General features: G+C 50.4%; 18 protein-coding genes. 12 read left to right on the forward strand and 6 right to left on the reverse strand.

The genetic code is table 11. From position 1 onward, the window contains the following. Window positions 1-27 precede the first annotated feature (27 nt). The gene (locus ACEVG1_RS15670; RefSeq protein WP_374744657.1) at window positions 28-1,680 is read left to right on the forward strand and encodes an FAD-dependent oxidoreductase; all 1,653 of its coding nucleotides are present in this window, start codon (window positions 28-30) and stop codon (window positions 1,678-1,680) included. 17 nt (window positions 1,681-1,697) lie between these two features. Here ACEVG1_RS15670 and ACEVG1_RS15675 read toward each other — a convergent pair whose 3' ends face one another. From ACEVG1_RS15675 to ACEVG1_RS15695, 5 genes are all read right to left on the reverse strand, one after another. After that, window positions 1,698-3,467, reverse strand: coding sequence for a glycoside hydrolase family 2 protein (locus ACEVG1_RS15675; RefSeq protein WP_374744658.1), 1,770 nt, complete (start codon window positions 3,465-3,467; stop codon window positions 1,698-1,700). Next, entirely contained in the window at window positions 3,464-4,882 is a 1,419-nt protein-coding gene (locus ACEVG1_RS15680; RefSeq protein ID WP_374744659.1) for a sulfatase, read from the reverse strand. Before ACEVG1_RS15680 ends, ACEVG1_RS15675 begins: the two co-directional genes overlap by 4 nt. Window position 4,883: 1 nt before the next feature. Then, window positions 4,884-6,443 carry a RagB/SusD family nutrient uptake outer membrane protein gene (locus ACEVG1_RS15685; RefSeq protein ID WP_374744660.1) on the reverse strand — a complete coding sequence of 520 codons (1,560 nt, stop codon included), beginning with the start codon at window positions 6,441-6,443 and terminating at the stop codon, window positions 4,884-4,886. A 19-nt stretch (window positions 6,444-6,462) separates the two neighbouring features. Beyond that, window positions 6,463-9,570 (reverse strand): SusC/RagA family TonB-linked outer membrane protein, encoded by a 3,108-nt coding sequence (locus ACEVG1_RS15690; protein ID WP_374744661.1) that lies wholly within the window; start codon window positions 9,568-9,570, stop codon window positions 6,463-6,465. A 203-nt stretch (window positions 9,571-9,773) separates the two neighbouring features. Then, window positions 9,774-11,141, reverse strand: coding sequence for a dipeptidase (locus tag ACEVG1_RS15695; RefSeq protein ID WP_374744662.1), 1,368 nt, complete (start codon window positions 11,139-11,141; stop codon window positions 9,774-9,776). Between the two features lie 459 nt (window positions 11,142-11,600). Between ACEVG1_RS15695 and ACEVG1_RS15700 the strand changes: the two genes are divergently transcribed. The 3 genes from ACEVG1_RS15700 to metA all read left to right on the forward strand — a co-directional run bounded on the left by ACEVG1_RS15700 (window position 11,601) and on the right by metA (window position 16,256). Beyond that, entirely contained in the window at window positions 11,601-14,399 is a 2,799-nt protein-coding gene (locus tag ACEVG1_RS15700; RefSeq protein ID WP_374744663.1) for an outer membrane beta-barrel family protein, read from the forward strand. Between the two features lie 5 nt (window positions 14,400-14,404). After that, window positions 14,405-15,187 carry a GLPGLI family protein gene (locus tag ACEVG1_RS15705; RefSeq protein ID WP_374744664.1) on the forward strand — a complete coding sequence of 261 codons (783 nt, stop codon included), beginning with the start codon at window positions 14,405-14,407 and terminating at the stop codon, window positions 15,185-15,187. A gap of 124 nt (window positions 15,188-15,311) precedes the next feature. Beyond that, a complete protein-coding gene (metA, locus tag ACEVG1_RS15710; protein ID WP_374744665.1) occupies window positions 15,312-16,256 on the forward strand; it encodes a homoserine O-succinyltransferase in 945 nt (314 codons plus the stop codon). Window positions 16,257-16,267: 11 nt separating this feature from the next. Here the strand turns inward: metA and ACEVG1_RS15715 are convergent, their stop codons facing one another. Continuing rightward, window positions 16,268-17,476 carry an exo-beta-N-acetylmuramidase NamZ domain-containing protein gene (locus ACEVG1_RS15715; protein ID WP_374744715.1) on the reverse strand — a complete coding sequence of 403 codons (1,209 nt, stop codon included), beginning with the start codon at window positions 17,474-17,476 and terminating at the stop codon, window positions 16,268-16,270. A gap of 138 nt (window positions 17,477-17,614) precedes the next feature. Here ACEVG1_RS15715 and ACEVG1_RS15720 point away from each other — a divergent pair, with 138 nt between their 5' ends. The 8 genes from ACEVG1_RS15720 (at window position 17,615) to ACEVG1_RS15755 (ending at window position 25,781) form a co-directional block, all read left to right on the forward strand. Continuing rightward, complete coding sequence (locus ACEVG1_RS15720) at window positions 17,615-17,806, forward strand: cold-shock protein (protein WP_374744666.1); 192 nt, start codon at window positions 17,615-17,617, stop codon at window positions 17,804-17,806. Between the two features lie 241 nt (window positions 17,807-18,047). Continuing rightward, the gene (locus ACEVG1_RS15725) at window positions 18,048-18,269 is read left to right on the forward strand and encodes a hypothetical protein (RefSeq protein WP_374744667.1); all 222 of its coding nucleotides are present in this window, start codon (window positions 18,048-18,050) and stop codon (window positions 18,267-18,269) included. Then, a complete protein-coding gene (locus tag ACEVG1_RS15730; protein WP_374744668.1) occupies window positions 18,266-19,171 on the forward strand; it encodes a hypothetical protein in 906 nt (301 codons plus the stop codon). The genes ACEVG1_RS15725 and ACEVG1_RS15730 overlap by 4 nt, the downstream gene beginning before the upstream one ends. Further along, window positions 19,161-20,216 carry a hypothetical protein gene (locus ACEVG1_RS15735; protein ID WP_374744669.1) on the forward strand — a complete coding sequence of 352 codons (1,056 nt, stop codon included), beginning with the start codon at window positions 19,161-19,163 and terminating at the stop codon, window positions 20,214-20,216. Before ACEVG1_RS15730 ends, ACEVG1_RS15735 begins: the two co-directional genes overlap by 11 nt. 401 nt (window positions 20,217-20,617) lie before the next feature. Next, entirely contained in the window at window positions 20,618-22,489 is a 1,872-nt protein-coding gene (locus ACEVG1_RS15740) for an ATP-binding protein (protein ID WP_374744670.1), read from the forward strand. Between the two features lie 323 nt (window positions 22,490-22,812). Continuing rightward, window positions 22,813-23,934: a glutamine-hydrolyzing carbamoyl-phosphate synthase small subunit gene (gene carA, locus ACEVG1_RS15745; protein WP_374744671.1), complete on the forward strand. Its 1,122-nt coding sequence runs from the start codon at window positions 22,813-22,815 to the stop codon at window positions 23,932-23,934. 130 nt (window positions 23,935-24,064) lie between these two features. Continuing rightward, window positions 24,065-25,357: a phosphopyruvate hydratase gene (gene eno / locus ACEVG1_RS15750; protein ID WP_374744672.1), complete on the forward strand. Its 1,293-nt coding sequence runs from the start codon at window positions 24,065-24,067 to the stop codon at window positions 25,355-25,357. Window positions 25,358-25,481: 124 nt separating this feature from the next. After that, a complete protein-coding gene (locus ACEVG1_RS15755; RefSeq protein WP_374744673.1) occupies window positions 25,482-25,781 on the forward strand; it encodes a septum formation initiator family protein in 300 nt (99 codons plus the stop codon). Window positions 25,782-25,789: the final 8 nt, after the last annotated feature.

Below are 25,789 nucleotides of genomic sequence, written 5' to 3' on the forward strand. Positions count from 1 at the left end.
ATATACCCTAACAATTACTTTGCGATCATGAAGAAGCTATTGATTATACTATCCGGGCCATTTTTGGCGCTGACATTGATCTGCGGTTCTATTCCTTGCAACAGCCAGGAGTACCGGGCAGACATTGTCATATATGGCGGCACGTCGGCGGCCGTCATCGCTTCCGTGGAGGCAAAAAAGGCGGGCAAATCTGTCATCATTGTGTCTCCTGACCGCCATCTTGGCGGGCTATCCTCAGGGGGGCTTGGTTTTACGGATACAGGCGATAAATCTGTGATCGGGGGGCTTGCCCGAGACTTTTACCACCGTGTCTTTTTACACTATCAGCAAGATGCCGCCTGGCGCTGGCAGTTGAAGGAAATGTATGGCAATCGCGGGCAGGGAACTCCCGCGATCGATGGCGATGCCCGAACCATGTGGATTTTTGAACCCCATGTGGCTGAAAAAATATTTGAGGAACTGATTGCTGAAAACGATATTACCGTCTATCGGGATGAATGGCTGGACCGCGAGGGTGGGTCGGAGGTTGAAGACGGTTACATACGCGCCTTCCGCACCCTGAACGGGAAACGGTTTGAAGGGGAAGTATTCATCGACGCCACCTACGAAGGCGATCTGATGGCTGCCGCCGGAGTCCGTTATCATGTGGGCAGGGAGGCCAATAGCATATATGGTGAAAGGTGGAACGGCGTACAGGTCGGCGTGCTCCATCATGGCCATTGGTTCAGGGCGCCCATTAGCCCCTTCAACATACCCGGCGATTCTACCAGCGGCCTGGTCTTCGGCGTCTCGCCCGAACCTCCCGGTGAATACGGGACGGAGGACAAGAAAGTCCAAGCCTATTGTTTCAGGATGTGCCTGAGCAACCACCCGGATAACCGTGTACCCTTTGCGAAGCCTGATAATTATCAGCCGGAACACTACGAACTGCTGGCACGCGTATTTGCTTCAGGGTGGCGCCAGACATTCAGGAAGTTTGACCCCATCCCCAACCGGAAGACGGACACGAATAACCATGGGCCATTCAGCACGGATTTCATCGGCATGAATTACGATTATCCGGAGGCGGATTATGAGCTCCGGGAAGCGATCATACAAGCACACCAGGACTACCAGAAAGGACTGATGTACTTCCTAGCCAATGATCTCCGCGTACCAGAGGAGGTGAGGCAAGAGATGGCGCAGTGGGGGTTGGCTAAAGATGAATTTATAGACAACGGCCATTGGCCACATCAACTGTATATTCGTGAAGCACGCAGGATGATCGGCGCTTACGTGATGACCGAACACGATGTTTTCAGTACAAGGAATGTCCCACATGCTGTGGGCATGGGTTCTTATACGCTCGATTCGCACAATGTACAGCGGTATGTGAAAGCGGATGGTTATGTGCAGAATGAAGGAGATATTGGTGTACACACCAAGGGGCCTTATCAAATTGCCTATGGAGCAATAACACCAAAACGCGAGGAATGCAAAAACCTGTTGGTGCCCGTATGTGTGTCCAGTTCGCATATTGCCTTTGGCTCCATCCGGATGGAGCCGGTGTTCATGATATTGGGGCAGAGTGCCGCTGCTGCCGCCTGCTTAGCCATTGACGGCGGCGTAGCGGTACAGGATATCAGCTACGATAGCCTGAAAGAACGCCTGTTAGTCGGCAAACAAATTTTGGGCCGATAAGGTAGGTTTGCTATGCATCAGTGATCTGCGAAGTAATCCCTGATTACATGCCAGGCTTTCTTTTTTTCGCCATGTTCGGACAGTAATCCCTTCCGGTTCCACCCGTTCTGATAGCTGCTGTGCATGCGGGTGGGGCTTCGGAAGTCGGCAAGTACCCAGGGACATACACCACGTAGCTGCGGATTCGAACGGAACATCCGGATGTTGTCTTCCATCACTTTCGCTTGGTATTCCTCTGTCCATGAACTGGCCGTATCGGCTGTACCGTGATTGCCATACACGGCCTCGGCGCCAAACTCGGAAATGATGAGCGGTTTTTTGTAAGTCGTTTCCCATTGTATATTTCCGGGCCCGGCAGGCCACGGGGTATACCAACCCATGTATTTATTTGCGGCCAGGATGTCGAGGTCTTCACTCAGCGGGTCGTCAATGATGATCTTATTACCTGAATACTTGAATTGATCAAAGGCAGAAGCGATTAAACGCGTTGGATCCAGCGTTCTCGAAAAGGAAGCCAGTGCGCGCAGCACGCGATTCCGATCGGGTGTTGGCCGAGTTTCGTTGGATAGGCTCCAGATGATAACGCCACACCTGTTCTTATCGCGCGAAATCATGTCCTTAAGCATGGTTTGTGCTTTTTCTGTAATTTCGGAGCTGGTGAAGTCGACCCCTTGCCATATGGGAATCTCCTCCCAAAGCATAAATCCCATTTCCTCTGCTTTACGGATTAGGAATTCGTGCTGTGGATAGTGTGATGTACGGATGAAATTGCACCCCAGTTCGCGGGCTTGCAGCAGCAGTTGCATAGCATCGGCTTCCGAAGCAACCCGGCTTTTGCGTTGAGGAATCTCTTCATGGATACTGATCCCTTTCAGGAATATCGGTTCGCCGTTCAACAGCAACTCATCGCCCGCTACGTCAATATTTCGGAATCCTATCTTTTCACTGATTTGATCATGATCCGAGTTGATTTCTACGTGGTATAGTTTCGGATTCGAAGGTGACCAACGTTCCACTGCCGTATGGAATGCGAAAGACACGTAACCATCTGCCGCTGCCATGAAGGTGTGCTTGATGCCGGCATCCGGTATGGAAATGGTGATGGGTTCACTACCCGTAACGCCATTGAGTTGAAGCCATCCCGCTATCGTGTCTTTACTCCCTTTTTTTAATTGGATGAAATAATCGGCGATATAGCTTGCGGGGGTTGTAATTAGGTTGACATCACGGGTGATACCACCATAGTTCCACCAGTCGAAGTTTAAGGCCGGTATGCCATTGGCCGACCTGCGGTTATCCACTTTGACGATCAGTTTGTTTTTCCCCGGGTGGAGCTGATCCGTTATTTCAAACTGAAAGGGCGTAAACCCACCTTCATGGGTACCCAGCAAGCTACCGTTGAGGTATACTTTGGCGGCATAGTTTACGGCACCGAAATGGATAAATTGCCGTTGACCGGGCTCGGGAGCCACTTCAAATTCTTTTTTATACCAGATCACGCCTTCGTAGTATTCCAGGTTGGGCCGCTGCGAGTTCCAATCGGCGGGGATGTTCAGGGTGGCATCACCAAAACTATATTCATTGAAACTGTTTTTGTTTTTTGGCGGTTCATCCAAGTGAATCCGCCGCTGCTCACCGCGGTCATACCAATCAACGATGGCTTGCCATTTGCCATTCAGGCTCATGGCATTCCGGCCGGCGACATTGGTCATACAGGGTCGTGTGTCAGCGTAGCCTTTGGGAGCGATGGTCAGTGCGAGGCACGTAGCAAGAAATAAACGGATCATTTTTTTACGTTATTCAAATCGATGGGCAATGGTACGAAGTCCTGGTAGCGTATCATCCACTTGTTCAGTGCCGCCAGAAGCTGTTGTTGCTGGCTGGCTAATTCGTTGTTGCCGTATAGATTATTTAGTTCATAAGGGTCTTTTTCCAGATCGAATAGCTCAAACATGGGACGGGGTCGCGCGAAAATTAATCGACGGAAGGACGCGTCCAACGCCCCGTCGTTGTTTAGGGCTACAAGTTCTCTCCAAAAGGCTTGGCCGTTCATGTCGGTCGGCGTATAGGAAAGGGTAGGCAGCACATTATAAATCAATTTATAACGTTTCCCCATAACGCTGCGCGAAAGGTCAAATGCGTTTGTCGAAGTCGGCAGCATGTCAGCATGAGCACCCCGTTGCGCAAAGATATAATCAGTTGCCGCGTAGTCGCCGCCGTGTAACAGTTCCTTAAAGCTGCGGCCCGACATTTGCTTGTCGGGTGGCACGCCTGCTATCGTAAGTACCGTAGGCGCGAGGTCTTCACCGGACAGCAAGGCATCGCTTACTGTTCCCTGCTTGATGCCCTTGTCCCAACGCAAGATGAGCGGTACACGTAGGCCGGCTTGGTAAAGTGTACCTTTGCCCCTCAGCAGGGCTGCACCGTTATCGCCCATGAAGATGATCAACGTGTTTTCCATGAGTCCGCGGTCTCGGAGTTCGTTGAGGAGGAGTCCTACCTGTTCGTCCAGTTGTTGGATTTCTCCGTAGTAGGCCGCAAGATCCTTTCGCAGGTTCTCGGTGTCCGGATAGTCGGGTGGGAGGACTAGGCTACCCGGTGCGGGTAAAAATTCGGCAGGTGCCGTGTATGGACGATGCGGGTTGCTGTAGTTGACCCACAGAAAGAAGGGCTTGCTATCCGGTACGCTTTCGAGAAATGACCGCATCACGTTGAGGTTTTCTTCGTCGGGGCCGGTTTGAAGGAAATCGACCCGTCGATGGAAGGTCCGCAGTTGAAACTCGTCAAAGACCGCTGCCGCTTCGGGCGATTGCCGGCCGGAACCGTCTAGGTGATAACTCCTGCCCTGGATGCCGGTATAATATCCTGCAGACCGGAGTAGCTCTGGAAACGTTACGATATCCGCCGGCAACGGTGCGGAAAACCGGGTCATCCGGATGTCAACGGCATTCCTGCCGGTCATTAGCGTAGCCCGGGAAGGCACGCATTGCGGCGAGCCGGTATACATTTGTGTGAACCGCACACCGTGGTGGGCAATCGCATCGATGTTCGGCGTATGGATGTTTGGGTCGCCGTAGCAGCTTAGGTGCGGTGCACTATGGTCATCACTCAGTATAAACAGGATGTTGGGGTGTTGCCCGTTTTGGCAGAAAGAAAGCCCGGGCAACACCACCAACAGCATCGCTAAAAGGTGTGGTTTCATGCTATTTCCAGGCATCGTGTTGTATCAACGCCTTGTTGGCATCCAGTTCGCTGAGCGGAATAGGAAACGTTTCCGAGCGCTTGTTTTGGTATCGCGGATTGTAACCATTCAGGTTGTCGGCGACCATGCGTTCGTAAGCCTCGCTTACTATTCCCCAGCGTATCAGGTCGAAGAACCGCAGCCCTTCAAAAGCGAATTCCACGCGGCGTTCGTGCCGTATGATGTCCCGTAGTTGCGGTTGTGACAGCCCCGTGCCCTCTGCTTCCTGTACGGTGGGCATACCTACTCCTGGCCGTTGCCGTACCTGGTTGATGAGCGAATACACCTCGTCACCGATCTGGTTATCTTCGATCAGCGCTTCTGCCCGCATAAGCAACACGTCTGCATAACGCAATATGTAAAAATCCTGGCCCCCGTTTCCAGCAGGGCCAATGCCCGCATCCGATGTCCTCGTGCGTATGTATTTTTTTAGGCCATAACCGGTTACATTATTGCCATTAAAGGCGTTTCCTACATCAGTAATATAGATATCACCTTTAAACCATACGCTCGCGAGCAGCCTCGGATCCCGATTTTCTTTTGGATTACTGGGATTGTACAGATCGGAAACCGTAATTGGCTTGCCATCCGTACAATAAAAATCAGCCACGAGATTGGGCAGGGGCTGTTTATCGACCTTTGGCTGTCCAACATAGGTAGACGAGAACGTTTCGTTGGCTGAGAAGCCCGGGGTTTCTACGAATCGTACGGAGAAAACCACATCTTTGGAATTTTCTCCGTCTTCCGTAAATTGCACATCGTAGGGCAGACTCAAATCATATTGCCCAAGCGCAATGACATCTTGCGCCGCGGCGGCGGCTTTTTTCCAATCCTGATCGAGAAGGTACACTCGGGCAAGCAAGCCGTATGCAGCACCTTTGGTGGCGTGTCCGTACCTATCCGCGGATTGTGTGGTCGGAAGAAGGTCGGCAGCTTGTTGAAGATCAGCGATGATTTGGTCTAGCACCTGCCGTTTGGGTGTTTTTGCCACCTGTGCTGTTTCCAGTGTTTGGGGTTCAGTGATTAGCGGCACGTCTTCATAATAGGTAACGAGATTTAAATAGAATAAAGCCCTTAAAAAAAGCGATTGTCCCATGAAGTTGTCCTTTGCTGCCGTGCTGATCTGGTCTTCGGTCATCTTGGGGAGGTTTGTGATTGCTTGGTTACTTCTCACAATGCCCCGGTAATTGGCCAGCCAGAAATTCTCGAACATCCCAGTTGTTGAGGCAGACACGTTTCCCTCCACGTAATTCCCCGGGCCTTCATATTTCCATAAGTTAAAGGAATTGTCGGTAAAACTGTCGTACATCGGGATGCCGGCATCGCCGTTGAGGTTGCCGCTGTAAAGCTGACGCGTTTGCAGTACGTCGTAAATGCCATTTATTGCAAGCAAAGCATCCTTTTCATTTTGCCAGAAGTTGTCGGCGGCCAACTGGGTCAGCGAGTGTCGGTCCAAAAAGCCTTCCGAACATCCTATAAACGTTAAGGGGAGGGCAATGATGATTGTTAATATTCTTTTCATGATGGTGTTTTCTTTTTATTTAGAAACTTACGTTAAGGCCACCCGTAATTACCTGATATAATGGGACACTCCGTGCGTTGGTATTGCCGGCAGCACGTTCGGGGTCGAAATTTTTCATTTTGGTAAACGTCAGCATATTCTGGCCGGAGATAAAAAGCCTAATGCCGCTCACCTGGATTTTTTGCAACAGTGTGCGCGGCAATGTGTAGCCGAGTTCGATGTTTTTGAGGCGGAGGTAAGAGGCGTCTTCGACATAGAATGTAGACAACACATGGTTGTTAGCCCCTCCCATACGCGGCAGCGAAGTGCTTGGGTTTTCAGGAGTCCAGCGCGACGTCCAATGGCTAAGCGAATTACTTCGTTCGTCATTTAATGGCTGTTGGCCATTTCCAATCAGGATGCGGTCCACATCCGCAATACCCTGTAATAAGATACCAAGGTCAATACCTTTATAGTTAAAATTGGCGTTGAGACCAAATAGCCAAAGCGGGTACGGATTGCCGATTACAGTTCGATCGAACGCATCGATAATGCCATCGGGTTCTCCCGCAGGTCCACTTAAGTCGGCATAGCGGATGTCGCCGGCGGCTGTCCGTGGACTACCGAACTGAATAGGTGCCGCGGCTACTTCTTCGGCCGTTTGAAATATCCCTTCCATCACATAGCCATAGTAAGCTTGAAAGGGATCTCCAGCACGCGTGATGGTGTTGCCATCAATGGTTTGAACTCCGGAGCCTAAGCTTGTTACGTTGTTTTTGGCAAAGCGTGTCATGTTGAGTCCGACGGCATAGTTAAATTCCCCATTTCTTTCGGTATAATTCAAGTTCAATTCAACGCCTTTATTAACCATTTCCGCAGCATTCTGAGCCGCCAGGCTGTTGACGCCCAGCGTGCCGGGAATTGGGAAATTGGTGTAGAGGATATCGTAGCTCCGACGATTGAAGTAGTCCGCTTCCAGGGTTAGCCGGTTATTAAGCAAAGCGAGGTCCAGCCCGATGTTGTATTGCTCGGTGGTTTCCCACAGGATAGTCGGGTTTGCGAGGCTCGTCAAGGCAACGCCACCGACAACAACACCGTCACCAAGTACGTAGTCAAGTCCTGCGTTATACGTTTGGTCGTATATGTAATTATCGATACCGTTATTGCCGGTACGTCCCCAGCTTCCGCGCAGTTTCAGGTCCGATAACACGGACGAAGACATGTTTTTGATAAAAGGCTCTTCGGATATCCGCCAGCCTGCGGAAAACGAGGGGAATGTACCGTACCGATTGCCGGGACCAAATTTAGAGGATCCGTCACGCCGTATGTTGGCCTCGAACAAATACCTTTCAAGATAATCGTAATTTACCCGTCCGAAAAAGGATTGCATGCTTTGTTCGCTCGCACCCCCGGCTACAGTGGGGTTAGCAACCCCGCCGGCGTTAAATTCATGCAGGTTGTCGGAAGGGAAACTTTGCAGTGAGCCGTTGAAGTTATCATTCCGGTCATAGATGACTGAATGGCCCGCAAGGATTTGCAGCCGGTGATCCGAAAGGGCAGCCTGATAGCGTAAAAGATTTTCGCTCATCACCCGGTAGTGCTTGTTAAAGCTGTTTGATAACGAGTTGAGGTCGTTTGCACTGATGAGATTGCCATCGTAGTCTCTCCGTTCCGTGGTCGGGCGGAAGCTGGAATCGTCAAAAAAGTTCAGATTAAGTGTTGCTGCGCTTTCAAAGCTGAACCCTTTAAAGGTTGCTTTCATGCTAAGGCGATCATTGATGTTATAGTCGTGTGAAACGAAATCACCCAATTCACCGATTTGCATAGGCTGAAACTCGGTTCCTAATGACGGGTTGACGTTTCGCCACGCCCCATCAACAAACCCATAGCCGCCGTGAGAATAATAGGCTGGAATGGTAGGTGGGTTCCTACGGAAGGAATAAATCATGTTATTCACCACCCCTGATCCACCCGACGGCCCGACGAACTTATTCAATGTTCCATTAAGATTATTACTAATGCTAAGCCAGTCTTTTAAGTCCGACTGGACGTTTGCTCGGAAGTTGTACCGCTTCGACCTGAATTTACCTATCACGATTGCGCCTTGGTCTAGATAGCCCAACGAAATCCTGTAAAGGGTGTTCTCGTTGCCTCCCGACAAGGAAAGGTAGTGATTCTGGATGGGCGCGTCTTGCATTATTTCTGCCGCCCAGTCCGTATTTGCAAATTGATCTGGATTGGAGCCGTCCCGGATTTGCTGCAACTGCCCTTCCGTATAGCGGGGGTTGAAGGGCCTTCCATCAGCCTCATTTTCGTACTTCTCGTTCATCAATTCCGCATACGCTATCGCATTTAAAAAGGTAGGCATTATTGTAGGCCGCTGGAAGCCCACGTAGTTGTTGTATTCCACCTTGAATTTGGAGGCCTGTCCCTGTTTGGTTGTGATCACGATTACCCCGTTAGCTCCACGTGCGCCGTAGATTGCCCCCGCAGACGCATCTTTAAGGACGGTAATCGTTTCGATGTCGGCAGGAGCCAACCTGTTGAACTCGGCAAGCCCAGTAAATTGCATTCCGTCGATCACAACCAATGGCACTGAATTTCCGAATGTCCCCAGCCCGCGGATATTGATGGTTGAGCCATCAGTTCCAGGAAGTCCATTTCCCTGCGTGAGCTGGACCCCTGAAAAGCGACCATACATCAATTGGGCAGAGTTACTCACCGGTGTGTTAACCACACTATCCAGTTGGAGCGTTTGGACGGCACCCGTGAGGTTTACCTTTTTTTGCGTACCATAGCCGACTACTACAATTTCGTCCAATTCCGTTTTGGAAGCAGCTAGGGAGACTGTTAGATTTGCCGGACCATCGATGGCCACATCTTTTGATTGGTAACCAACGAAAGAAAAACGCAAGGTGCTTTGACCGCCCTTGACCGCCAAAGTGAAAGTGCCTTGGTCATCGGTTAGCATTGCATTTCCGGTCCCGATTTCTGTGACACTTACCCCTGCGAGGGGAGAATTGTCAGAGGCGTCGATAACCCTTCCCCTAACCGTCACCTGTGAGTAGGCTGCGCTTGTAAATAGCAGAAGTTGCAATAGTAGAAATAGATTACATAACTTCGTTATTGAAAATATAAATATACGCATAAGTATATAGATTAATTGGTTATTATATGTGGACAAAGGTAGGAATCGACGTAAAATCGAGAGGGGACAAGGAAGTCAATTATAGGGGACGTCGATTCAAATCGATCCGTATGAATGCGATGTGCGCATAAAAGCTAATAGGAAAGGACCTCAGCATAATTTAAGAGGTGCCTTTCTATCCGTTAAAGAGTAAAGTAGCGGAATTAACTCAGCTCCGCAAAATATTTATGAAACAGCGGGATGGTCTCAATTCCCTTGAGGTAGTTCGCGATGTCGTACTTTTCATTGGGCGAGTGCAGGTTATCGCTATCAAGCCCGAATCCCATCAATACCGTTTTCAGTCCCAGCTCGTTTTCAAATAGCGACACGATGGGGATGCTTCCGCCGCCCCGTGTGGGGATGGGCTTCTTCCCGAAGGCTTCTTCGATGGCTTTTTCCGCCGCACGGTACGCAGTGCTGTCGGTGGGCGTTACCGCCGGTTGCCCACCGTGGTGAGGAGTTACTTTCACCGATACGTAATCCGGCGCGATGCTTCCGAAGTGCTTGGTGAAGAGTTTGGTGATGGTATCCGAATCTTGGTTGGGTACCAGGCGCATGGAAATCTTGGCATGCGCCTTTGAAGGGAGTACCGTTTTTGCTCCTTCGCCGATGTAACCACCCCAGATGCCGTTGAGCTCGAGGGTGGGCCGGATACCGGTGCGCTCGATCGTGGTGTATCCTTTTTCACCCCAGACGGCTTTGATGCCCAGATCGGCTTTGTATTCGTTTTCGTCAAACGGCGCTGCGTTCAGCGCCTTCCGCTCGGCGGCGTCCAGTTCGGCGACGTCATCATAGAATCCGGGAATGGCGATGTGGTTATTTTCGTCGTGCAGGGAGGCGATCATCTTGGCCAGGACGGTGATGGGGTTGGCTACAGCTCCGCCGTATACGCCCGAGTGGAGATCGCGGTTGGGGCCGGTTACCTCCACTTCAAGGTAAGACAGCCCGCGTAGCCCCGTTTCCAACGAAGGGGTGTCGAGACTGATCATGGCCGTATCGGAGATCAGCACCACATCGGCTGCCAGCCGCTGCTTGTTGGCTTTTACGAAAGTGCCGAGGTTGTCTGATCCCACTTCTTCCTCGCCCTCGATCATGAATTTGATATTGCAGGCTAGGGTGTCCGTGGCTTGCATCAGTTCGAACGCTTTTACGTGCATATAAAACTGCCCTTTATCGTCGCACGCGCCACGGGCGAAAATTTTGCCGTCGCGTATAGTGGGTTCGAAGGGTGGCGTCTCCCAAAGCTCCAGTGGGTCGGGTGGTTGTACATCGTAGTGTCCGTATACCAATACCGTGGGCTTAGCGGGGTCGATGATTTTCTCGCCATACACGATGGGGTGCCCGTCTGTGGGGCATACTTCTACGTTGTCGGCACCTGCGTCGCGCAATTTTCGGGCTACATATTCCGCGGCGTTCCGTACGTCGCCCTTGTATTTCGGGTCGGCGCTGACCGAGGGAAAGCGGAGCAATTCGATCAATTCATCCAAAAAGCGCTGGGTATTCGCTTCCACATATTTTTTGATTGTCTGCATATCGTAAGGCTTTGTGGCAAACTTAGCTAAATTGCCAGAGATAGGCAAATTAGCGGTCTCTCACCTGCCTTAGAAAATGATATGCCAGGTGAAACTTAGCTAAATTGCCAGAGATAGCCAAATTAGCGGTCTCTCACCTAAGGAAAATAGGTTCATTATGCAACATCTGGCATCCCTGCGCGTCAAAGAAGTGATAGTGCAGCAAGGGCCGTTGGATATTTTCCCCGGGGTACAGTTTGGATTATTACTAATTTTTCGTAGTTTTACGGCAAATTCGAAATATGGATCCGGTAGCGGGCGTGAATGTAACGGATTTGCTAAAAAATGTTAAATAATAGTGGAAAAAATAAAAACTATTTTTTTAGTTCTATATTTGCCGGCGGTCGAAGACCGGTCGGTAGGTGAGCTGATACGGAAGGCATTTGCCACCATCCTTTAAATTGTAGTATAAAACCAACTATGAAGAGATCGCTCGTTACGTTCCTTATGGCTTGTGCCTATTGGTTCTCAGTATCTGCCCAAGAAGGGGTGTACTCCATCACTGGTACGGTCGTAGATACGGCTTCCGGCCAAAAACTTGCCAAATCATCCATCGTGCTGGTCCACGCCAAGGATTCGATGTTATACCGCTTCACCCGCACGGACGAGGCGGGCAGTTTCAAACTCGGTAATCTTGATACGGGTGAATATATGCTCTTCGCCACCTTCCCCGAGTATGCGGACTATGTGGAGCGTTTTACACTCGATAGCACATCCACGATGATGGATTTCGGCCATGTTGGATTGGTATTGCGGTCTAAGTTGCTGGAAGAGGTGTTGGTAAGCCGAAGCCAGGCGATCACCATCCGGGGTGATACTACCGAGTACGATGCCGCTAGTTTTACGATACAGCCCAACGCCAAGGTAGAGGACCTTCTTAAGCAACTTCCCGGTATCCAGGTAGATCAAGATGGCAAGATCACGGCGCAGGGGCAGACGGTGAACAAGGTGCTTGTGGACGGTGAGGAGTTTTTCGGTGATGACCCCACGCTGGTGACCCGCAACCTGCGAGGAGACATGGTAGACAAAGTGCAGTTGTACGATAAGATGAGCGACCAGGCTGAGTTCACCGGTGTGGACGATGGCGAACGTTCGAAAACGCTCAATATCAAGTTGAAAGAGGATAAGAAGAAAGGCTACTTTGGTAAAGTAGATGCTGGCGCGGGGACCAATGAGATGTACCAGGGGCAGGCCATGTTCAACCGATTCGACAACAAGCAGCGGTTCTCTGCTTTCGGTACCCTCGGCAATACGGGCCGTACCGGACTTAATTGGCAGGATGCCGACCGCTATTCGCCGTCAGGCAACACAACACTGATGGAAGATGGCGGGATCATGATTTCATTCGGTGGCGGGCAAGACGAGATCGAGTCGTGGGGCGGCCGCTATGACGGGCGCGGTATACCTTCTGTATTGAATGGTGGTGCATTCTATAGCAATAAATGGAACGATGGAAAGCAGTCGATCAACGGTAACTACAAAATCGGCGAACTGGGCGTAAAAGGCTCCAGCAGCACCATCAGCCAGAATAACCTCCCTACCGGTACCATCAATACCGAAGCGGGCCAAACGTTCGATCGGCGTATATTCCGCCAGCGCGGCGGTGCCATCTTCGAGGCGCAGTTCGACTCAACGTCCAATGTGAAGGTTACCGTGAATGGCTCCCTCAGAAATGGGGAGACCACGGAGTTCAACGAATCGGAGGGTAGCAATGGTACCGGGCAGCTGCTCAACAGATCGACACGGAATACCAATAACAAGACCGAAGGACAGGATGTGTACCTTTCGGCACTCTGGACCAAAAAACTACGGAAAAAGGGACGTACCCTATCGTGGGAGGTCAATGAGACCATCAACCAGAGCAAGGCCAACGGATTCCTTTACTCCGAAAACTCATTTTACAATGATGCAGGCGGGGTAGATAGCCTGCTGCTGGTAGACCAGCTAAAGATCAACGATACGAAAAGCTCGGTGTTTAATTCGAATATTACCTACTCCGAACCGTTCACAAATGCGCTTTCGTTGGTGGTGAACTACCGGCTTACGGCCAATAACGGTACGTCCCTCCGTCAATCGTTCAACCCCGCAGGCAGCGGTAGTTATACGGACTTGGACTCGCTATACAGCAACGACTTTAAGTTAAATCAGTTAGCCAACCAATTGGGAGCCATCTTTAATTTCAAAAAAGGCAAATCCACGCTCAATTTCGGTACGCGGGCGAGCCAGGTACAATTCGATCAGACCGACCGTTACATCAACAATCGGTTTGAGCGCAGCTTCACCAACCACAACCCGCAACTCCGCTGGCAATACCGGTTCTCGCAGCAAAAATCGTTCAATGTTTCGTATAACGGCAACAATACACAACCAACCATCAACCAGATACAGCCGGTGCGGGTGAACGATGACCCGATGAATATCGTGCTGGGCAATCCCGACCTCAAGCCATCGTATACCAACCGGTTTAATATGTCGTATAATTCGTTTAAGGTGCTGGGCAACCAATACATGTATTTCTCCGGTAGTTTTTCCAACACCAACAACGCCATCGTAAGCAATACGTACACCGACTCGGTGGGGCGCAATACCTTCCAGTATGCCAACCTGGACAATAAGACGCCGATGAACTACTACTTTTATTCCAATTTCAGCAAAAACCTCAAGAAGTGGAACATCAACGTAGGCGCGGGGCTGAATACGAATGGCAATATCTATTACAACCTCACGAACGGCGCACTCAACAAGACGGTGAGCTCGAGCTATTCGGGAACGGTTTTCCTGCGGCAATACATCCAAAAGAAATACGATTTCAACCTTAGTTTCGGACCCAGCTACACGTATGGCGAGTCTTCCCTGCAGCCGGATCGGAATAACAACGGCTGGGGAATGAGTGGCCGGTATTCCTTCAATATTTACCTGCCTTGGAAATTCCAGATCACTTCGGAGGGAAATTATATGTATACGGCGGCTACCCAATCGTTTGACGAAAATTTCGAACGGTTTATCGCCGATGCTTCGGTGAGCAAAAAATTCCTGAAAGACGAAACCCTCCAGTTTTCTGTGGGCGTAAACGATATCTTCAATCAGAACGTCGGTTTCAGCCGCTCGGCCAGCAGCACGTACATTACGCAAAACCGTTATACCACCATCACGCGCTTCCTGATGTTCTCGCTTACGTGGGATTTCAACAAAATGGGCGGCGCATCCATTCAAAATTAACGACTATGAAGATAAGAACAGTTCAGCTATTCACGTGTTTGTTTGCGGCGGTGCTTTGTGCCCAGTCGGTGCGGGCGCAGTATGCCCGGTTTGTGGAGAGCGGTGTCATCGAGTTTGAAAAGCGGGTGAATATGTATGCCAAAATCAAGGACCGGATCGGCAACAGCAGTTTTATGGAGCAGGCCTATGAGCAATATAAGCGATCCAACCCGCAATTCAAGGCGTTCAAATATAACTTGGCGTTCAACGGCACCACAACACGGTTTTGGCCCCAGGAAAGCCAGGCGGCGGCATCGGGCGGCTTCTTCGGCAGTGACCCGTCCATAGACATGGGCAATACCATCGTTACCGATCTGCTTGCCCAGCAAAGCACCGGCCAGAAAAGCATCTACGAGGAAACCTATTTGATTACCGACAGCGTGCGCCAGATCCAATGGCGTTTCACCAACGAATCGCGTGAAATTGCTGGCTACGAATGCCGCCGCGCCAATGCACTGGTGCTCGATTCCATCTACGTTGTCGCGTTTTACACCGATCAGATCCCTGTTTCGGGTGGCCCCGAATCGTTTACCGGCTTGCCGGGTATGATACTTGGGGTAGCTCTTCCCCACGAAAACGTAACCTATTTCGCTACCAAGGTAGACGACCGGCCGGTATCGGCCAAAGAGCTGGCACCGCCCACTAAGGGGAAGGCGGTCAACTACCGCGAGTTGCGCGAGCAGCTGGAAGCTAGCCTGAAGAATTGGGGCGACTATGCGAAATCCATCCTGAAAGCCATGCTGCTCTGATCCCGGCCATTCAGCCCCAAAACTCTCCTTAAATCCCTGCCATCAGCGTAATCTTTCAATGGCGGCGGAGAGATTAAGAGAATTTGCCTAAGTTTGTGCCTTCATTAAGGTGCAAGGAAACAGCATGCCAGTAAAGATACCCGATAGTCTCCCAGCGATAGCGCAACTGAAGAATGAGAATATTTTTGTGATGGATGACCGCCGGGCCAACACGCAGGATATCCGTCCGATGCGCGTCATCATCCTTAACCTGATGCCGTTGAAAATATCAACCGAGACCGATTTTATCAGGTTGCTATCCAATAACCCGTTGCAAGTGGAGATTGAGTTTCTGCGCTTAGATACCCATACGCCCAAAAACACCCCTTTAGAGCACCTGGAGCTGTTTTACAAGGGTTTCAAGGAGGTGGCCGATAACTATTACGATGGCATGATCATCACTGGTGCGCCGGTAGAACAGTTGGCGTTTGAAGATGTTTCCTATTGGGACGAGATGAAGATGATTTTTGAATGGGCGCGGACGCACGTTACTTCCACGCTGTATATCTGTTGGGCCTCGCAAGCGGCACTTTACCATTTTCACGATGTGAGGAAGGTGCCGTTGGATAGGAAGCTGTTCGGTGTTTTCAAGCATACGGCGCTTGATAAAAGACATCCCTTGTTCCGGGGGTTCGACGATGAGTTCTACATCCCGCATAGCCGCCATACCACCCTCGCGGATGAAGACCTGAACGGTGCGTTAGGGGTTGATGTCCTCGCTACGTCGGCGGAGGCAGGCGTGGCGATTGCGGCAACACGGGGCGGCAGAGAGTTTTACCTGACAGGGCATTCGGAATATGCGCCATGGACCCTCCATGAGGAGTATATCCGCGACCTGGAAAAAGGGGCTCCCATCGACCTGCCGAAGCATTATTACGCGGGCGATGATCCGAAAAGTGAGCCGGTAGTCCGCTGGGCCAGCCACGCGAACCTATTGTTCAATAATTGGCTGAACTACTTCGTTTACCAGGAGACACCGTACGATTTGACGGATATCGCACATTTAGGGGAAATAAAACCGCACGGATAGCACGTCGCGCCCTATTTATAGAGTAGGTATTGTTTTCTCATCGTTTTATAGGCCTCCAAGCCCGGTTCCCATGATTTGCGGATTTCCGCTGCTGCTACGCCTGCTTCGATCTGTTTCTTAAATTCATAGACACCGGCCAGGTAATCGATATTGCCGATTTGCCGGTGTATGCTCCGATCGAAGAACTGGGCCTTGTCGGGGAATTTGGCATACAGCTCGATTATCCAATCCAGGTTGATTTGCTTCGCTGCCACCAGTTTTTCCAAGTCCTCATCACGGAGGTCCATGCCGTAGCATGTTTGGTCTTGGTAGATGGGATCTTCCGCTCGGCCGGGCATGGAGACAGGGGTATAAGAGAAATCATAGATGCCACGATACATAGGCCCACCAACCATGGTAAATGGATAATCCGTGCCACGCCCGTGATTTAGCGCCACGCCTTCGAAAAGGCAGGTAGACGGATAAAGTAGGATACCGGCTTCGGTGTTGAGGTTGGGCGAAGGGTTCACCGGTAGCTTGTACAGCATGTCGTGGTTATAGTTGTCATTTTTAACGATGGTGAGCCTGCATTTCAGGTTATCTTCCAGCCAGCCTTCCCCATTGGCCATCTGCGCAAATTCAGCCACCGTTAGGCCATGGCTTATCGGTATCGGGAATTGGCCGATGCCCGATTTAAGCCTCATGTCCAGGATAGGGCCATCGATCAGATACGCGTTTGGGTTCGGGCGGTCCAAGATCATCAATTCCTTTCCATACCTCGCACACGATTCCATTACATCCCTTAGCGTATTGATGTTGGTGTAGAACCTACAGCCCACATCCTGGATATCAAAGATGACGATATCCACGTCCTTCAAATCCGCTGCGCTGGGTTTCTTCTTTTTACCATAAAGCGAAACGATCTTGACGCCCGTACCGGGGTCCACCTCATCCGAGACTTCCGTTCCGTTACTGGCGTTCCCCCGAAAACCATGCTCCGGCCCGAAAACCTTTACCACGGTTACGCCCCGTTTTAACAGGCTGTCCAGTAAATGGGTATCACCGATTACGCTCGTTTGGTTGGCTACCAACGCGACCCGTTTCCCCCCGAGTTTACCGATATACCGCTCGGTCTGTTCCGCGCCCGTCTTTATCACGTCGTTGGCATATTTTAGTTGGGCATACAACACGTTCGAAATCAGTAACAGACCCGCAATCATATAGACCATCTTTCTCTTCATCATAAACGTTAATTGACCGTGCTAAATATAAGGATTACGATTCGAAGCCGGTTGTGTTTTTAAAAAATCTGATATTCAATAATTTATTTCTACCTTGCGTGTGCAATTAATTATTTTATTCATTTTTATCCAAATGCCATGCAAGAAGGCAAAGTAAAATTTTTCAATGAAACCAAAGGTTTCGGATTCATCACGCCCAATGACGGCGGACGTGAAGTTTTTGTTCACTCTTCCGGCCTGATAGACCGTATCCGTGAGAACGACGAAGTTTCATTTGAAGTAGCCCAAGGCCAGAAAGGGCCCAACGCAGTAAATGTCAAATTGATTTAAGTCCATTTTTCAGATATTGTATTGACCATCCGATGGCCTTCATCGGGTGGTTTTTTTATACCTTCCCGATCCGGCCCGCACTAGTGGCGTATACCCCGGCAATGCGACCTGTCTTCAACACCGTAGGGCCAAACCAAGCCTTGGAAATATACCTATTTTTAGGTATTTCACATATAGCTGTTAAGCGCTAACTTTCAGCCATATATCATTCATATATGTGTTACTTAAAACCCTATCCACCATGGCACGCTATAAAGTAGTCTGTACCGAAAGCGATTACGCGTATACATTCGACAGCCTGTCGGATGCCGAGACGGCTGCAGGAAACCACAACAGGCGCAAAGGACACGCGCCCATCAATATCTACGAATTGGACGATCTCGCAGAACTGACACGCGATCAGCTGTTGGCTTGTCTGATCCCTGATCCCCACTTGGGCATCCTGAATATCTATGCGGTATGAAGCGTCTTGTTATCATGCTGATGATTTGCCAATCGGCCATTGCCCAAGAATTGCGGTTTCAGCATGGTGTGGGCTTCTCGCTGTACTTCGGCAACGAATTCAAGTACCTGCTAAGCTATAATCCCAACATCGCTTACCCCATCCCTACATCGGGCGGGCAAGCCATCATCCCGATGCTCGATTCAAAAATATCAATCTATAACAACAACCTGGGGAGTTCGGTACTACCCGCATTCAGAAACAGGCTTCATGTGAACCTTGCGTTCTCTCCGGTGATGAGCTATTCTTTTGGCAAATCCAGCCCCCATAACCCCGGGTATATACCCGTTTTTTCAAGCACGTTCTTCGGGATGGCCAACACCGATTACGACAATAATGTCGGGCTATCCACCATTTACGTATGGCAAATGGGGTTTGGAAAGATCCGGCCTTCGCTAAAGTCGCAACGCATCGGGCAGCTTTTCGTTTCGACCAAATGGGCCTACTTTTTTTATTACAACGATGGTGGTCCCATCAACAAGTGGTTTGGCGATAAGGAAGACCGTTATTGGACGGGGGGCGGTGGGTTGGGTATCAAGTATACTCATCAGCGAGAGGTACAGCATATTGCCCTGAATTTCGATAAGTACAGTGGGTTTATCAAGCATGCCTTCGAGGCCAGCGGTTTGTTGTATGCCGACAATGTGATGTACAGGGATCCCGTCGAAACGAGTTACAATTCGAGTAAATATTCGATTCGTTACCTCCATCCATCCCTGTATTTCGGGGCTTCGGTCAACTGGTGGAATACGCCTTTCGATTTCCAGGATTTTATCCACCGCAATATTTCGAGCGATCCGTATCACTTCAAACTCAGGAAAAAACATGTCGACTTTGAAATCATCGGCTTCTATGAGAACTAATTTACCAGGGCTATGCATTGCGCTCGTGCTGTTCGGTTGCCATGCAAAGCAGGCCTCCGTGGGTAAGTTTTACTCCGGCCTTTCGTTTAAGGACGAGCGGCACTTCAGCCATTCGATCATGCAGGATGCCCATGCGCTCGTCAAGATAGTAAACGATAGCTACGGCTACTATTCATGGAAGACCATCAAGCATAACTTCGTGTTGAGCAATCAGCGCCAGTTGCTCCATCCCGATCGGACCAAAGGCGCGGATACCAGTATCGTTTCGATTTACCGCACCATTACCAATGCGGAGCTGCTAACATTCAAGAACGACCAGCAAAGCTATATTGCCAAAGAAGGCAACGTGTTGCGGAATAACCTATACTTTATCGATGATCATCGGTGTATTTACCTTAGTTTCGACGATGACCGGTCGGTGGGGGATGCCCGGAATATCATTCCCCTTTATTTCGACAGGGAAGCGTATCCGATCCCGAAAAAGAGCCAGAAACGTTTCGAGCAATACCTCCGTGGCTATTACACGATCAATGGATCGGACCTGTTCATCCATTTTGAAAATGCGTTCTCACCCGCGGCCAATTACTTCGTGAATGCAAAAATCACCGAACGTGGCATCACGTTTCTTTCAATGACCGTTCCCAACAGCCCCAACACGCTGTACGAAGCAGGCTATAACGCCAACCAGATCCAGTTTTCCCGGGTACTCCACGACATCGCCCAGCCCGAGTTTGAGTTGGTCCGTCCTGTGAAGGATGTTATTTACCCGCCACAGTGTTATATCAGCACCGGTTTTGAGTTGCTGGATGGCCGTAAGGAACGAAATCCACTGCATGACGCGCTGTTGGCCAAATACCCCGGGGATGTGACACCCAACGATACGTTGGTTATCACGGCGGTAAATTATACCTATGATTTTGAAAATGAAGACCACGCACGTACGTATACGCTGAAAAAGTGGAAAGGATCGTTAATGAACTACTCCATTACTGAGCGCATCGGTTTAAACCCGCTGCAGGATTCAAGTACGATCACCACTTGGTAGGCGAAGCTACCTGGTTATCGTTTCAGCCTTATGTATAAAATAAGCAGACAAAGTGCCACCGCGATGAAGAAACAGGTGATTCCAAACCGCCGTACCGATTTACGTCCGGCCGCGGGGAGGAAAGATCGGCGGCTATCCCGCGATAGCAGGTAGGTGCACACATACCCACTCCCGAACAAGCCGATGACGAGGAGCCAAACCAGTTTCATCGAAGTATGATCCACTGTTGCATTTACGGCGCTAAAAATAGGTAAAAAGGTTAAGAAAATGAGTGGGAAGTAGATTCTACCGGGTATGGCAAGCTCGCAATTATTTTTATATCTATCGGTTGTAATTTTCGTGCTCCGGCATTTTTTTCCAAAATAATTGTAATTTAGGGAATCGGTAGTACCTGGATGCCTATGAATACTTATTCAAAATACGTGATGCCGTTTTGGTTGATGGCTTATCTGCTCAGCACTTCCGTTGCTTTGGCCCAAGCGGATGAAGCCGAGCGTTTGAAGCGAAGCCTCGGCCAGATTACAGATAGTACCGCCTACGTAGACGCATTAAACCGGTTAGCCCTGATTTCATACGAGCAAAGTGCGGATACAACCTTCCATTATGCCGTCCGCGCGCGCCAGATTGCCGATCGCCTCCACTATCAAAAGGGGAGGGCGGATGCGCTCAATAACCTCGGGGTGGTATATGATATCAAGGGAAACCCACAGTTGGCACTGAAATATTACAACGACGCCCATATGGTCTATACCCGGATTTCCGATACGGTAAACGTGGTACAAACCCTCATGAACATCGGCGGTGTATACCGACAGCTCGGACGGAATGACCGCTCCATCGAATATGTAGAGTCGGCGCTCGATTTAGGCTATGGGCTCTCGCAGGATTCGATCCTTTCGCTGGTTATCTACAATTATCTGCTTCTTTTCCCCGAACGCACCGGGCAAGCCGAAGCGGACCGTTACATGCGCGATGCCAGGGAGATAGCCTCCCGTTATAATGATATACGCACCCTTATTGCGCTTGATCACCTCACGGCACAAGCATTGATTGACAAGGGAGAGCGCGAATCGGGGCTCGCCGTGTGGGACGGTGTGATAAACCAGGCCATAGAAAAGCGGCTTTATTACGTAAGTATGGATATGCTGGTTGGAATCGGTGATCTTGTGGCAACCGATGATCCCGCACGTGCCGCAGCCTACTACAGCCGCGGGCTGGATATTGCCGATAGCCTCGACTACCTTTTCTATAGCAAGGTGATGGCCCGCAAGCTGTACGACCTGTATACAACGATTAACGAACCTGCCGAGGCAAGCCATTACAGCCGGTTGCTGGTAGGGCTATATGACAAGCAGGAACTATTGGATAATACCGCAAACATCGATTACGTCGACTATGCTATCAAAGAACAGCAACTGGAGCGATTGGAGGAAAAATCCCGCAGCCAGACCTTTTTCCTGTTGCTCGCCCTATTGGGGTGTGTGTTGGCTGTGGGGATCATATTGGCTATCCGCCAAACGCTTCGCGTGAGCCGGCGGCTGAATGCGCGGATCGTGGCGCAGAACCTGCACTTGCAGAAAACGTTGGATGCGTTGGAACAGAGCCAAGCTGAGAACAGCCGCATCATGGATGTGGTGGCGCACGACTTGCGGAACCCCATCGGTGCAATCAGCTCCGCGGCATCCATGCTTCTGGAAATGGGTGGCGGTATGGAGCACGAGCGGAAAATGCTCGAACTGATCCGCAAGTCCGCAACGGATTCCCTCGGACTCGTAACCGGCCTGCTCGAAGTAAACAAGCAGGCGGCCGATATGCCGAAAGAATCGGTGGACCTCGACGAACTCCTCCGCTATTGCGTGGACCTTATGCAAAGCAAGGCCGTGGCAAAGCAACAAGACATTGCGCTACGAAGTAGGTCCGTAACCATCATTGCCAACCGCGAGAAGCTGTGGCGGGTAGTCAGCAACCTCATTGCCAACGCCATCAAGTTTAGTCCGCCGGGTGGGCAAATCGACGTGCTGCTCCGCGTGAATCCGAACGGCGTGCGGATATCGGTGAAAGACCGGGGTATAGGCATACCCGAACACCTCCGTGCCAAGGTTTTTGATATGTTTACCGAAGCGAAGCGGCCCGGCACCGACGGCGAACAGCCGTTCGGTTTGGGGTTGGCGATTTCCAAGCACATCGTGGAAGCACACGGGGGCCGTATCTGGTTTGAAAGCAATGCAGACAACGAACCGGGTACCACGTTCTTTTTGGAATTGCCCCATTGACCCGAAGCCATCGGTTGAAATGCAACGGAAATGAAACCGTCATGGTTTTCGAGAATCACACACGGGAATGATAAAACGATGACAGCTTCATCGTCCTTGGAGAAAAAATAGACAGATGAAAAAATATGTTTAAAGAAGCAGAAAAAACCTTACCTTTGTCCCTCGTGAAATTTAGCGTACACTGCTATCAGACGAAATCTCCAAAACCCGGAAACCTTTCCGATGTATGTCGCATTTCTGATTGTATTTGGCCCGTAGAGGGCTTTTTTTATGGCTGTGGGCTAGATGACTAACGGACACTACAACACTATTAATAACGACGAATGACGAATTACAGCAAGCTACCGGCCATCTTGTTACTGGAAGACGGAACTGTTTACCATGGCAAGGCAGCCGGAAAGATCGGCACCACCACGGGCGAAATCTGTTTCAATACCGGCACCACAGGCTATCAGGAGATTTTTACGGATCCTTCCTATTATGGGCAGATCATGGTGACGACCAACGCCCATATCGGCAATTACGGGATTGCCAATGATGAGTCTGAATCCCACCAGATCCAGATTGCCGGCTTGGTATGCAAAAACTACAGCGTGAACTACAGCCGCAACCAGGCGGATTCGTCCATCCAAACGTATTTCGAAGACGGAAACCTCGTTGGCATCTCCGATATCGACACGCGGTCACTTGTACGCCACATCCGCAACAAGGGTGCGATGAATGCCATCATCTCCTCGGAGGTATTGGACGTGGAAGAATTGAAAAGGAAACTGGATGGGGTTCCTTCCATGGCGGGTTTGGAGCTGTCGTCGGTAGTAACCACCGAAACCCCGTACTATTATGGCAATGAAGAAGCACCCTTGCGTTTGGCGGTGCTCGATCTGGGCATAAAGCGCAATATCCTGCGCAACTTTGATGCGCGCAAGGTATACGCCAAGGTATTCCCGGCAAAAACACCTTTCGCGGAGATGGAGGCGTGGGGGGCCGATGGGTACTTCGTCTCTAACGGGCCGGGAGATCCGGCAGCGATGGATTATGCCGTGCAGACGATGAAAGCTATCCTGGCTTCAGACAAACCGTTGTTCGGCATCTGCTTGGGCCACCAGTTGCTGGCACTGGCCAACGGCATACGCACCACCAAAATGTTCAACGGGCACCGCGGTATCAACCACCCGGTAAAGAACATCATCGAAAACCGGTGTGAAATCACCAGCCAGAACCATGGGTTCGGCGTTGTAGCCGAAGACATCGAAAAATCCGACAAGGTAGAAATCACCCATGTAAATCTCAATGACCATTCCATCGAAGGCATACGCGTAAAAGGCAAGAACGCATTTTCGGTACAATACCACCCCGAGTCTTCGCCGGGTCCGCACGACTCGCGTTACCTGTTTGATGAGTTCGTGCGGTTGATGGAGAATGGAAAGCCCGTATCAGCGAGCTAACGTTTGGCAGGTAAGGTAGAAAAAGCTATATTTGCCATGGAAAGCCCATTGGTGTAATGATTACACTAAGAGTGGCGCGGTAAGGATTTAAGTAAGAATACTAACGATTGAATACTAAAGATTAAAATACATGAGCTTAATCATCGACGTACATGCGCGGCAGATATTGGATTCGCGCGGTAACCCCACCATCGAGGTGGACGTAACCACTGAAAACGGTTTTGTAGGCCGTGCAGCCGTTCCTTCCGGTGCCTCCACAGGCGTGCACGAGGCCGTGGAATTGCGGGATGGCGACAAGGCCACCTACCTGGGCAAAGGCGTGCTGAAAGCTGTCGAAAATGTAAATACTAAAATCGCGGACGCGCTGCAGGGCATTGATGTGTTTGAGCAGAACGCCATCGACAAAGTGATGATCGACCTCGACGGCACGGAAAACAAAGGCAACTTGGGGGCCAATGCCATCCTTGGTGTTTCGTTGGCGGTAGCCAAGGCGGCGGCGCAAGAAAGCCGTCAGCCCCTATACCGTTACATCGGCGGGGTCAATGCCAATACCTTGCCTATCCCGATGATGAATATCATCAACGGTGGTTCGCATTCGGATGCGCCTATTGCTTTCCAGGAGTTTATGATTATGCCTGCCGGTGCTCCGTCGTTTTCGGAGGCGCTGCGGTGGGGCACGGAAGTGTTCCATAACCTCAAGAAAATCCTGCACGACAGGGGGCTTTCCACCGCCGTAGGGGATGAAGGTGGTTTTGCACCTACTTTCGAAGGTACGGAAGATGCTATTGAAACGGTTTTGAAAGCCATCGAAACGGCCGGCTACACGCCGGGTAGCGACATTTACCTGGCACTCGATTGTGCGTCGTCCGAATTTTATAAGGACGGTAAATACGATTATACCAAATTTGAAGGCGATAAGGGCGCGGTACGCAGTAGCGAAGAGCAAGCAGCTTACTTGGCCGAACTTACGGGCAAATATCCCATCATTTCCATCGAAGACGGTATGGCGGAAGACGATTGGGCGGGTTGGAAGTTGCTGACGGATAAGATAGGTGCCACGGTACAGCTGGTAGGTGACGATTTATTCGTTACGAATACGAAGCGCCTGCAGCAAGGCATCGACACCCATACGGCAAATTCCATCTTGGTGAAGGTTAATCAAATCGGATCGCTGACCGAAACCATCAACGCGGTGTCATTGGCCCAAACGAGCGGTTACACCTCGGTGATGAGCCACCGAAGTGGCGAGACAGAAGACTATACCATCGCTGACTTGGCCGTGGCCCTCAATTGCGGGCAAATCAAGACCGGCTCTGCATCGCGTTCCGATCGGATCGCCAAATACAATCAATTACTCCGCATCGAGGAGGAGTTGGGCAGCAACGCGCGGTTCTTGGGAAAGAACTTTAAGTTCGCGAAGTAATCATACCATATATCAATGATCGTAAAGGGAGGCCGCGGATGGGTCTCCCTTTTCTGTTTGCGCAGCATGCCAAACCAATTGACAAATTGCTTGCATATAAAAAAAAATACCTAAGTTTGTGTGCATGGAACGTTTCCTGAGCGCTGTACGCAACAAATACCTGATCGCAGTCGTGGCATTCTCGGTATGGATGCTGTTTTTCGACCGGCATGACGTAGCTACCCAATACGATTATTATAGCCAACTGAAAGGCCTTCAGGCGGAACGAGCGTTTTACACCACGGAGATAGAACGGATAACCAAAGCCATACACGACCTAAATACCAACCCCCAGGAACAGCAACGCGTAGCCCGCGAGCGCTACCAGATGAAGAAAGACAACGAAGATGTTTTCGTGATTGTAGAGGAAGTCGTAAGTCAATAGTCGTAAGT

The sequence above is a fragment of the Parapedobacter sp. 2B3 genome (assembly GCF_041925275.1).
GTDB classification, from domain to species: Bacteria; Bacteroidota; Bacteroidia; order Sphingobacteriales; family Sphingobacteriaceae; genus Parapedobacter; species Parapedobacter pyrenivorans_A.